Raw genomic sequence first — 10966 nt, forward strand, 5'->3', positions numbered from 1 at the left:
AAACCCTGCCGCGACAGCCGTTAAGGCTGGCGGCAGGTGTTCCGTGGAATGAAGCCCGTCAAGGCCATGGGATCGCTCTGATCCCGCTTTCTCATTCCGTTTTCGACATCGTTCCGAAGTTGTAGACCTGGATCAGCATGGGATTGTAGACATAGCCTTTCACGACCGCGCGGCGGGCGAAGATGTCATTCTTTTCCATGATGTAGAGATAGGGCGCATCCTGCGTCGAAAGCGTCTGCGCTTCGACATAGAGTTCCTTGCGCTTCGCCTCGTCGACGATGGATCCCGCCTCTTTCACGAGCTCGGTCACCTTGGTGTTGTCGTAGAAGGAACGGTTGCCCGGACCACCCATTTTTCCGGCGTCGAACCAATAGTTCATGAACATGTAGGGATCGGCAAAATCAGGCGTCCAGGCGCCAGGCGCCATGTCGAACTTGCCGTTGGCCACCAGTTCGCGTTTGGTCGTGTCGGCGACCGCTTGCAGGTCGAGCTTGATGCCGATTTCCGCAAGAGACGCCTGCAGCGCAAGTCCGACCGGCTCCCACGCAGGATCAGCCTGGGAGAAGGTGTAGGTCAGGTGGATGTCGCTCTTGCCGGAGTCGGCCAGCAGGGCCTTCGCCTTCTCGACATCGTATGTGTACTGGAAACCCTGCGGGTCGTGGCCCCACATGCCGCTCGGCACCGCGCCGCGCATCTGCTTGGCCTGACCGAGCATGATGCCGTCGATAATGCCTTGATAGTCGACCGCATAGGAAATCGCCTGGCGCACCTTGGCGTCATCCAGCGGCGGCTGGCGGTTGTTCATGTAGATGTAGTTCACATACATGCTGGGATTGCTCTCGACCACGACGGAGGCGTCCTTCTGCAGCGCCTCCGCCTGATCGAGCGGGATCTGTTCGATGATGTCGGCATCGCCGCTCGTCAGTTGCAGACGACGGGCCGAGACGTCGCCGACGATGCGGATGACGACCTGCTTCAGCGCCGGCTTTGTGCCGGCGTAATGTTCGTTGCGGTCGAGCACGATGCTCTGGTTGCGTTCCCAGGAGGCGATACGGTAGGGGCCGCTGCCTGCGGAGTGTTCCGCAAGCCAGGCCTTCGCCATGTCGCCGTCCTTCTCGTGCTCCATCACCTTCGGATTGACGATGGCCGCGCCGGAGACGGCGAGTGTCGAGATAAAGGGCGCGAATGGCGCCGTCAGATGGAATCTCACCGTCTGCGGATCGACGACCTCGACCTCTTTCAGCACCGGAAACGCGTCGGAGGGACCCGCTTTCAGCTTCATCAGCCGGTCGAAGCTGAATTTGACGGCGGCCGCATCGACCGGTGCGCCGTCATCGAACTTGTGGCCGCTGGCAAGCTTGAAGGTCCAAACCAGGCCGGCGTCGTCGGCGGTCCAGCTTTCGGCCAGCTCCGGTGCGACTTCCGTTGTGCCGCCCTTGTAGGCGACGAGCCTTTCATAGGCGGCGTAAATCAGTGTGTAGCCGCTGTTGCTGATTTCAACGCCTGGATCTGCGGTCGGCGGATCTTCCGCTCGCGCCAGCACCAGCACGTCCTGCGCAGCGATTGCGCCGGAAAGCGGCGTCGATGCCAGAAGCAAGGCGATGCCAATCGATTTCCACTTGGAACCGTTCATCTCGTAGTCCTCCCCAGAACTGCGGTGCACGATGCCCTCCCGGCACCAACCGCAGCACTAGAGTAGGAAACGATTTTCCTAAGTGCAATATTTTTTCTTATCGTACTCGTTTTTAGTTGTATCAGCTCTTGAGCTTGATCCTCTGGGCGTTCGACAATGTGGAAACCAACTCGGTTTCCGGGGTCGAGCAAACGCACAGGATCTGCGCCGGCTCTTCGCTCACACTGAGATAGGCATGCCCCATCATCGCATCGAAGTAGCAGGAATCGCCCTTCTTGAGCCGCAAGGGCGCATAGATCTCGGTATGAAGCTCGAGCTCCCCTTCGACAACGTAGAAGAACTCCTCGCCCTTGTGGCGGATCAGCGGCCCGAATTCCTCGAGGGTGCGGGCGCGAGCCATCGCCACGATCGGAACCATCGACTTCTTCGAAATCTCCGTACAGACATAGAGATAGTCGTAGTTCTGCGTGATGATCTCCCGCCCCTCGCCAGATCTGGTGTAGGTGCGGCGCCCCAGCATGCTGGGCGCATCCTCGGCACCCGTCATGGTCCCGAAGAGCTCGACGATATCGACCTTGAGGCCCTGCGCCAGCTGGATCAACCGGTCATAAGTAAGCTGCATCTGGTTGTTTTCGACCTTGGAGAGAGTCGAGACTGCAAGCCCCGTCATGGAACTCACTTCTGCCAGCGTCCAGCGATTGCGGTTGCGAATCTCCTTCAGGATATCGCCGAGGGTGGATTTCGCATCGGTCATCGTAGGCGTCTCCAATTTGCCTGCAGCCGTCACGACCGCCTGCCGGTCTCGACTCAGCCCGCGACGCGGCAGAATCCGATTGGCATGATAGGAAAACCATTTCCTATAATACGTGGCCGAAATCAACATCGGCTCGAAAAGCTATGCCATCCCTTGCGTGCCGGTGTCATCGGCGCGACCTGCAGATCATCCCTGCCGCAATGACGGCAGGGATGGCTGGCCAGATCTATGCAGTGAGCGCCGCCGCATGGCGTCCGTCCTCCTGCGCGAACGGGTCGGCGACCTTCGGCCAATAGGGGCGCTTCAGTTTGGTGAAGGGCAGCTCCTCGAAGTGGGGTTGCAGGGCGCCGGGGCCGCCGACATAGAGGATTTCGCTGGCGATGGGCTCAAAACCGGCGCGGAAGTGGTTGCTCGATTTCACCACGACAATCTTCCTCTGTGCGGGGTCCAGGCCCAGCGCTGTCATGCATTCCGGGTGGAAGACCTGTGTGCGCACGGTGTTCAGCACGATGTCGACGCCGCCTGCAGTAATCCACACCGCGTCGCCGATGCCAAGCGGCGTCGGCCCGAAGCGCTGGGTGATGCCGGAGGCAATACGTCTGATCGTCACGGTGAGGTCCAGTGGGTCGCCAGATGCCGGCCCGACCTTGCCGCCGATCCTGAGCGCCAGCGTCGCCCCCTCTCCCGCCTCGCGGCACAGGCGCACTGCAATCGGATCCCAGTAGAGGCAGGTCGCCACATCCTCGATGCCGCGCTCTATGATGCGGCGCAGGATGAAGGTCGAGTCTCCAGGGGCTCCACCGCCGGCATTGTCGGAGACGTCGGCCAGCACGACCGGTCCGCTCTTTGCAGCGACGGCCTGGTCCAGCGCGGCATCGATGCTGAGATAAGTGCCACGCATATCCTCACGCGCAGCGAATATCTCCCTGCCGAAGGCCTCGGCGGTCCGAGCGGCTTTCGCCTTGTCGTTGTCGGTAACGACGAGCATCCTGGCGCCGACATCTTCGACGTCTCCCCAGGGGAAGCCGTGACCGAAGGAGACCGAGAGAATGCCATCCTGCCCCTCCAGCGCCTTCATGCGATCGACGATGCCGCGCAACGGCGCGCGATGCGGGTGGAAGGTGTTGATCATCCGGCAGTCATAGAGCGCCATTGCCGGGCGAACCTCGCCCGCAAGGGTTCGCTTCATCAACCGGAACAATTGGCTGGCAACCTCTTCGATGTCGGTGTGCGGATATTCCTTGTAGGTGGCGATCATGGTCGCGCTCGAGAGCATGCGATCGGTGATGTGGCAATGCAGATCGAGCTCGGCGGCAACCGGGACATTCGGCCCGACCACTGCGCGCACATGCTCGATCAGATCGCCCTCGACATCGTCATAGCCGTCTGCGACGCAGGCGCCATGCAGCGCCAGCATGACGGCGTCCACCGGCAAAGCCGCCTTGAGGTCCGCGAGGATGGTGGCGCGGAAGCTCTCATAGACCGCCCGCGTGGTCTTGCCGCCGGGCTCGGCCACGGCGCAGAGACTTTCCACCACGTCCCAGGCTTCTTCTTCGGCCGCATTGCGCCAGACCAACATCTGCGACGAGCAGCACGTGAGTGGCCTGCTTGTCGCGTCGCCGTAGGCGATCAGGTTTTCCTGGAAAGCCTCAAGCCCTGTCTGCATCGGCGAGAAGGTATTGGTTTCAGTGTCCAGACCCGCAATAAACAGTTTCATTTTTGCCTCCGCCAAAAAGAAAGATATTTTCTAATCATAAAACTATGTTTATCGTCGGAAAGTCAAATGCATCATTCGCGCTCTTGCGCGGCTGGCCGGGGAGGCAGGAATGCGCATCTACATTTCAGCTGATATCGAGGGGATCGTCGGGGTCGTCAGCCGCGACCAGCTGATGCCGGAAGGTTTCGAATACGAAAACGCGCGCCGCTGGATGACGGACACCGTTGTCCACGCCTGCGAAGCCGCGCATGAGGAAGGCGTCGAGGAAATCATCGTCAGCGATTCCCACGGCAATGGCGAGAGCATCCTGATCGACCGCCTGCCAGACTATGTGCAGATCGTTCGCAGCTGGCCGCGGCCGCTGATGATGATGCAGGGCGTCGAGCTCGGTTCCTTCGTCGGTGCGATGCTTCTCGGTTACCACGCCGGGGCAAGCCATTTAAGTGGGGTGCTGTCGCACACGATCGGCGGCACGGCCTTGGCCGAAGTGCGCATCAACGGTGCCGTCATGCCGGAGGCAGGCATCAACGCCGCCATTGCCGGACATTTCGACGTGCCCGTCCTTCTCGCCTCGGGCGACAACATCGCCCTGGACGAGATCAAGTCCTGTATCGGCGATATCGTCACGGTGCCGGTCAAGCAGGTTTACAGCACACAGTCGGCGATATCGCTGACGCCGGCCGTTGCGCATCGCCGCATTCGCGAGGGCGTCAAGGCGGCGCTGGCGACAGCCAGTGGGGCAAAACCCTTCAAGCTGGAAAACCCTGTCCTGGAGATCGTGTTCCGAAACCGCCTTCCGGCCGAATACCTCTCCTACCTCAAGGGTGTCGAGCGCACCGACGGTTACACGATCCGCTACCAGGGCGACGACATGGTCGACGTCTCACGTTTCATCCAGTTCGTGGTCGGCTACAATTCGCGCCTGACTTTCTGACAACTCCGCTACGGAATCCAACCATGACCACCTCAATTGTCCTCGGCGCCGGCATGGTCGGCGTCTCAACCGCGCTTGCCTTGCAGGAGAACGGGCACCATGTGGTGTTGCTGGATCGCCAGGCGCCAGGGCGCGAAACAAGCTATGGCAACGCCGGCATCATCCAGACCGAGGCCGTCGAGCCCTATGCCTTCCCCCGCAGCGTAAGCGAGATCGTCAGGGTGGCGCTGAAGCGCGGCAACGACGTCGACTGGCGGCTTCGCGATTTGCCACGCGTGGCAGGGCCGCTCTTGCGCTATTTCACGCAATCAGCGGCGGCACCTTACGCGAAAACCATCGCCGCCTATTCACAGCTCGCCCTGCGTGCGAGCGGCGATCACGCGCGCTTTATCGAGCCCGCCGGCGCCAACGACCTGATCGTCCGGCAAGGGTGGCGCGCCGTCTATCGTACGCCCGCGGGTTTCGAAGCGGCTGCAGCCGATGCGGAGCGGCTGAAGCGTATCTATGGCGTGCCGTCAGATGTGTTGGGCGCGGACGAACTTGCCGCATGCGAACCGGCGCTCCAGCGTCGGCTTGCAGGTGCCGTCCATTGGACCTCACCCTGGACTTGTCGCGACCCGGGCGAACTGGTTGCCCGCTACGCCGCTCTCTTCGTGGCGCGCGGAGGAACACTCGCCCGCGGCGACGCCATGTCCTTGCAGCAGAAGGGTGCCGGTTGGCACGCATTGTCTGAGGACGGTCTTGTCAACGCAGAAAACGCGGTCGTTGCCCTCGGGCCATGGTCGCCGACGCTCGCAAGCGCGTTCGGCTATCGCATACCCATGGTGTTCAAGCGCGGCTACCACAGGCATTTTTCGGGCCAGAACGGGCCACGCGTCTCAATGCTGGATGTCGACAATTCCACGCTGGTTGCGCCGATGAATGCAGGCTGGCGGGTCTTGACCGGCGCGCATATGGCGCCGCCGGGAACAGCGCCAGCATCGCGGCAAATTCGGCACGCGACCAACACCGCACGCGAGCTTTTCGCGCTGCGTGATCCCGTCGAATCCACGCCATGGTCGGGGACCCGTCCCTGCATGCCCGACATGCTGCCTGTCGTCGGCCCGACCCGGCACAAGGGCCTTTGGTTCCATTTCGGCCACGGCCATCAGGGATTTACATTGGGACCGACGACCGCCGTCCTCCTGGCAGGGCTGATGACAATGGGCCGCGCTGATCCGCTTGTGCTCCCGCTGCTTCCGTCAGCGCGGGGCTGGGCGTAGCGCAGCCGCAAAGACCACGGCGGGCAGATCGACATCGTCAGCGATTCTCACGCAGCAGTCGGAGTGGATCGCTCCGGCCCTGGTGAGTTTCATCCACTGTGTCGGAGCCACTTCGTGGCGGTTGTCGAGGAGCTGCATTCCGGTCGCGCGGCATCGATCGGCGCCGCACGTTCTTTTCGGCAGTGCATGGCGTGATCTCCGTAAGCCTGGAAGGTCGCTTCGCGGGCATAACGCCCGAATTGCTGGAGCGGGAAGTTACGGTGCTCACCCACCTTCTCGCGCACAACTCCAGCTGAGATCGGAGCCGGCTAGGTCCTCTCCCGGCAAAACTGAAGCCGATGGGGCGAACGAACCCAAGGCTTCTCTGCTGTTTCAGTCGATACATTATGCAACTTCAGAAATCTAAAAGGTACATTCTATTTCCAAGCGCGACATGCTCTCCCCGCTGACACCAGCCGCAGGTGCGCGTCATGTTGGTCTTGCCCCATGTCTCGTCGATGAAGACGAGACGAGACGATCCGGATCAAGTCGATGCTGATGGGTCTTCCACCGCATCCGGAACCGGGCCACCTTCGGCCTGTCCCGCTCGCTTGCCACCGGTGTTTTTTTTGAAAGTTTTGCCTTCAGCGCGCAGGAACCGCCAGACCGTGTCATGGGACACGTCGATCCCCGCAGCCTTCAGCTCTGCCGACAGCGCACGCACCGTCCAGTCGGGTTTGATCTGAAGCCGTTGGCGCACCGCGTCGGCCGCAGCGCCCCTCAAGATCGGTTGGACATAGCCGCCGATCTTCGCCGGCATCAAGCCTTTGCCTGAGCGATCGAGCTGTCCAATCCGCACCGCGGTCGCAGCCGATATGCCGAACCGCTCCGCCGCGGCGCGAACTGTCATGCCATCGTTCAACGCCGCCGCAACGCGAGTGCGCAAATCCAGAGAAAGAGGTCGCACCATCATTGCTGGCCTCCACACCAGCAAGGATCTTGATTCACAAAATCAAAGAAGACGGATTCCACAAACGATTCCAACTACCGCTGACAGACTCTAGCGGGCGTGATCGGGATCTACTTGACCAGTGACTTATCGGCATCGGCGCCGCAACGAGCTGCGATCCTCCTACCTCCACCCGTGCGGCCTCCTTCCGAACCGGTATGCTGCCCTCCCGGTCGTCGCAATAACAATTCTAATGAACAAGGAATGACGGCGGTGCCCGCGTCCTCTATTCATTTACGGAACCGTCCATCAAGCTGGGAACTTGAGAACATGTCACTGCAAGCCGAAGATTTCGAAACGCTTCTTTCCGGATACGAGATGCTTGCGCTGATCGCCAACAGCGAGAACGTCGATATAGATTCCATCACGCGAGCGCTCCCGGAAAACACCCTCTATATCTTCTTCACCGGCTGCGCGAAGGTCCTGCACAAGCCGTTTGAGAAGGACGCCATGCTCTGCCACCGTCTCGTTGCTGATGGTGCGCGTTTCTTCAAGTCGCGGAAGCATTTCGACAGGGCCTACAGCCTGTTTGCCAACGGTCTCAAGGCTGAGATCGGCGTTCTAGCCGAGCGTGGCGTTCCCACCGGTACACCACCGCTCGACGCGCCACGCCGCAGCGACCTGGTTCCCTACACACTGGATTTCGATCATACGTTTGGAGCACTCTATCCCGCTGGCCGTATGCCGACTACCGGCTTTGCCATCGCCGCCTGGCTTATCGAGAAGATGCCTAACGCCAATGTCTGCCTGTGCGGCTTCACCGGCGTCGCCGGCCTGCAGTTCGGCATTTATTCAGGGCATGACTGGACATTCGAGCAGATCATGCTGCAATTGTTCGTCAAGAACGGCCGAATCAGCCGCTTCGAAGACAATCTGAGCGAACCAGCTGGCATGTTCGCCCGCATTCATGACCGCTTTCCGGAATTCAACGAGGCGACAATAGCGCTGGTGGCGACCAATGTCCTTGCAAATCGCTTTACCGGCACGGAACTGCAAGTCGCCAAGCTGTGGTCGAAGACCAGGATACAGCGCAAGATCGGAAGCCTATTTACGCGAATTAAGAAATTGGGCCGCTGAGGTTCGCTTCGGCGGCCGTCAAGGCGGCTGCTTTAGCGCTGTGCGACGTAGAGGACCCGGTCGCGGGCCGCGAACCATTCCTCGGCGTAGTCGTCGTTCTTGTACGCCTCAAAATACGGCCCGCCATCGGTAAAATGCACGAGGTCGGCCGATTCGTTGTACTCGTATTCGTTGACGAGCCAGTTCCATGTCTGCGGCAACGCCCCGATCAAGTCTTCGGATTCCAGCCACTTAAATTGATGTAATTCCAGCCCGGTCGCTGTGTTGACGAAATCCGGCGACAGCGCTTTGCACTTCGCATTGTTGAACAAAATGACGCTCGACCAGTTCTTCTTTTCGTATTTCGTCTGGGTCTGGCCGAGAAACTTGGTTTCGACCTTCGGCTCATAGTCATGTTTGACGCACATAGCGGAATAGTGGTCGTCGCGCAGTTCCCACAACTTGGCGATATCCGTGCGCATCAGCATATCGCAATCAACAAAAAGGCTCCAGCCTTCGTAATTGCTGAGGTACGGAACGAGGAAGCGCGAGAAGGAAAATTCTGTAGATTGCAGCTGGTTGCGCTCGCGTACGAAGATTCCGCCGAGATTGTTGAGCGAGATCGGCAGGAACTCCACCGGAATCGAGCTCTTCTCCAGAATGCTCTGGCAAAAGACATGATAGGCCACGACTTCTTTGCTGTCGAAACCAATGTAGACCCGTGCCTTATCAGCCATTTTCCCTCCTTAAGCCAAACAGTCGCACCACTCGCGAGCTCAAACCGGCTCGAGTGTATTGTCGCCGCACTAAGTGCCGATAGCGTTAATGCACGCGCGACCTCCCTGATCACGGATCTGGCCACTCTTTCGCACGGAGACGCCGTCGAAAAGCTCAACGGGTACGCTATGCGCTGGAAGATTGGTATTTTCCACAAGATCCTCAAATCCAGCTACAAGCCGGACTCGGCCCGACTGCGAACCGCTTAGCGCCTCGCGAAGCTCATTGTCGTTTGTATCTTGCCCTGGCGCGTATGCGAGATGACGATGCTCAACCGAGCTACGCTCGACCGCCCCCGCCACCGCGGTCACGAATGCCGATTATCGGATCGCGTGATGGCTTCGTGGAGCCTTACGTTAGCCTTCTGGTCGTAGACCGGCGGGTGGCGCAAACTTCCAATCGATACATTATGCGATCTTGGACGCACAAACGGTACATTCTATTTCCAAGTGCGACATGCCAATAATTTCAACGAGTTCCCCTTGGAGATTTTGAGATGTCTCGACGTTATTCGCAGCTGAATCTGGCTGTTTGGCGCCGCCTACGCCACTTTGTCGAACGCAAAGTGCCGATCAATGAAATGGCGCGTCAACTTGGCCGTCATCGATCGACAATCTATCGCGAGATCAGACGCAACACATTCCACGATCGCGAACTTCCCGAATATAGCGGTTACTTCTCGACGGTTGCAGACGATATCAGCAAAGAGCGGCGCCAGTGCCTGAGGAAGCTCAGGCGCCATACGCAACTGCGCGAACTGGTCATCGATCGATTGAAGGCCTACTGGTCGCCGGAGCAGATAGCCGGCCGACTGTGGGCGGATGGACTTAGCCTCATCAGGATCTGCTCCGAGACGATCTATCGGTTCGCTTATGGCAAAGAAGACTACGGGCTAGGACGAATCGACAATCACCTTAGCCAGATGATTGCTGCGATGAGATAGACGCATCCTTCGAAATGGATTGCTCTGTGGTCATAGCGCATGGAGAAGCGTCGGAAGCGCTTCATCCGGTTGAAGCATCGCTCGATGCGGCTGCGATCTTTGTAGGCGGCTTCGTCGTGGGGGATGATGATTTTGTGCGAGCGGTTCGATGGGATGACGGCTTCGGCTCCCATGCTGGTAATAGTTCTCGCAAGGCATTGCTGTCATAGGCTTTATCAGCCAGCACGGCATCGCCGCCCTGTCCCTCCACAAGAGCCGGCGCTTGCGTGATATCACCCACCTGACCGGCAGTGACGATGAAACGCAGCGGCCGCCCAAGGGCATCGACCAGCATGTGCACCTTGGTGGTCAGTCCGCCTCGGGAACGCCCCAGCGCCTGACCCTTGCCCCCTTTTCCGGAGGCGGCCTGCTGATGAGCGCGAACGATCGTGTTGTCGACCATTAGATATTGGTTGTTGCTGCCTGCCGTCAGCGCCTCGAACACTCGCTCCCATCGCCGACATGGCACCTGCGGCTGAAGCGTTTATGCACCGTCTTCCATTTGCCATAGCGTTCCGGCAAGTCGCGCTAATGTGCGCCGGAGCGCAAAACCCATAGGCAGCCATCGATGAACAGACGGTTGTCCGAACTGCTGCGCCCAGAATCTCCAATCTTACCAGGGAATAGGGATGCAATCTGGAGCCATTGGGCGTCGCTCAGCTCATAACGCCTAATTGCCATCATCGACCTCCGTGACCAACACGGTGCTCTATGAATCGGCGATCAAGCGATTTGGGATTCCTGAATGTCGATCGGACCTAACGCTTAAACGCCAAAAGCCCGCCGGTTTTCACCTAGCGGGCTTTTGTTTGATTTGGTTGCGGGGGCAGGATTTGAACCTGCGGCCTTCAGGTTATGAGCCT

General features: G+C 59.6%; 8 protein-coding genes and 2 pseudogenes. 4 read left to right on the forward strand and 6 right to left on the reverse strand.

Annotated elements, in window-relative coordinates; translation table 11 throughout:
- Positions 1-91 precede the first annotated feature (91 nt).
- The 3 genes from LPJGGPFB_RS23775 to LPJGGPFB_RS23785 all read right to left on the reverse strand — a co-directional run bounded on the left by LPJGGPFB_RS23775 (position 92) and on the right by LPJGGPFB_RS23785 (position 4104).
- Positions 92-1663, reverse strand: a complete 1572-nt coding sequence (locus LPJGGPFB_RS23775) for an ABC transporter substrate-binding protein (protein WP_345791065.1) — start codon at positions 1661-1663, stop codon at positions 92-94.
- Positions 1664-1754: 91 nt separating this feature from the next.
- Positions 1755-2387: a helix-turn-helix domain-containing protein gene (locus LPJGGPFB_RS23780; protein ID WP_173422445.1), complete on the reverse strand. Its 633-nt coding sequence runs from the start codon at positions 2385-2387 to the stop codon at positions 1755-1757.
- Between the two features lie 226 nt (positions 2388-2613).
- Positions 2614-4104, reverse strand: a complete 1491-nt coding sequence (locus LPJGGPFB_RS23785; RefSeq protein WP_173422446.1) for a M81 family metallopeptidase — start codon at positions 4102-4104, stop codon at positions 2614-2616.
- Positions 4105-4213: 109 nt separating this feature from the next.
- On the opposite strand from LPJGGPFB_RS23785, the gene LPJGGPFB_RS23790 reads away from it, so the two are divergent.
- Together LPJGGPFB_RS23790 and LPJGGPFB_RS23795 are read left to right on the forward strand one after the other, a co-directional pair.
- Positions 4214-5038, forward strand: a complete 825-nt coding sequence (locus LPJGGPFB_RS23790) for a M55 family metallopeptidase (RefSeq protein ID WP_173422447.1) — start codon at positions 4214-4216, stop codon at positions 5036-5038.
- 23 nt (positions 5039-5061) lie between these two features.
- On the forward strand, positions 5062-6300 hold the full coding sequence (locus tag LPJGGPFB_RS23795) for an NAD(P)/FAD-dependent oxidoreductase (RefSeq protein ID WP_173422448.1): 1239 nt from the start codon (positions 5062-5064) through the stop codon (positions 6298-6300).
- Positions 6301-6823: 523 nt separating this feature from the next.
- Here LPJGGPFB_RS23795 and LPJGGPFB_RS23800 read toward each other — a convergent pair.
- Positions 6824-7249 carry a transposase gene (locus tag LPJGGPFB_RS23800; RefSeq protein WP_234903018.1) on the reverse strand — a complete coding sequence of 142 codons (426 nt, stop codon included), beginning with the start codon at positions 7247-7249 and terminating at the stop codon, positions 6824-6826.
- 243 nt (positions 7250-7492) lie between these two features.
- Here LPJGGPFB_RS23800 and LPJGGPFB_RS23805 point away from each other — a divergent pair, with 243 nt between their 5' ends.
- Positions 7493-8365, forward strand: a complete 873-nt coding sequence (locus LPJGGPFB_RS23805) for a hypothetical protein (protein ID WP_173422449.1) — start codon at positions 7493-7495, stop codon at positions 8363-8365.
- Positions 8366-8397: 32 nt separating this feature from the next.
- Here the strand turns inward: LPJGGPFB_RS23805 and LPJGGPFB_RS23810 are convergent, their stop codons facing one another.
- Complete coding sequence (locus LPJGGPFB_RS23810; protein ID WP_173422450.1) at positions 8398-9081, reverse strand: glycosyltransferase family protein; 684 nt, start codon at positions 9079-9081, stop codon at positions 8398-8400.
- Between the two features lie 536 nt (positions 9082-9617).
- Between LPJGGPFB_RS23810 and LPJGGPFB_RS23815 the strand changes: the two are divergent.
- Positions 9618-10019, forward strand: a pseudogene (locus LPJGGPFB_RS23815) (transposase); the annotation flags it as partial.
- A gap of 11 nt (positions 10020-10030) precedes the next feature.
- Here the strand turns inward: LPJGGPFB_RS23815 and LPJGGPFB_RS23820 are convergent.
- Positions 10031-10778, reverse strand: a pseudogene (locus tag LPJGGPFB_RS23820) (IS5 family transposase).
- Between the last annotated feature and the right edge of the window lie 188 nt (positions 10779-10966).

The organism is Ensifer adhaerens, from assembly GCF_013283195.1.
GTDB lineage: Bacteria > Pseudomonadota > Alphaproteobacteria > Rhizobiales > Rhizobiaceae > Ensifer > Ensifer adhaerens_G.

Bases quoted from the DNA above. Each gene is read 5' to 3' on its own strand.
- LPJGGPFB_RS23780 (WP_173422445.1), bottom strand. From the start codon at position 2,387: ATGACCGATGCGAAATCCACCCTCGGCGATATCCTGAAGGAGATTCGC.
- LPJGGPFB_RS23785 (WP_173422446.1), bottom strand. From the start codon at position 4,104: ATGAAACTGTTTATTGCGGGTCTGGACACTGAAACCAATACCTTCTCG.
- LPJGGPFB_RS23790 (WP_173422447.1), top strand. From the start codon at position 4,214: ATGCGCATCTACATTTCAGCTGATATCGAGGGGATCGTCGGGGTCGTC.
- LPJGGPFB_RS23795 (WP_173422448.1), top strand. From the start codon at position 5,062: ATGACCACCTCAATTGTCCTCGGCGCCGGCATGGTCGGCGTCTCAACC.
- LPJGGPFB_RS23800 (WP_234903018.1), bottom strand. From the start codon at position 7,249: ATGGTGCGACCTCTTTCTCTGGATTTGCGCACTCGCGTTGCGGCGGCG.
- LPJGGPFB_RS23805 (WP_173422449.1), top strand. From the start codon at position 7,493: ATGACGGCGGTGCCCGCGTCCTCTATTCATTTACGGAACCGTCCATCA.
- LPJGGPFB_RS23810 (WP_173422450.1), bottom strand. From the start codon at position 9,081: ATGGCTGATAAGGCACGGGTCTACATTGGTTTCGACAGCAAAGAAGTC.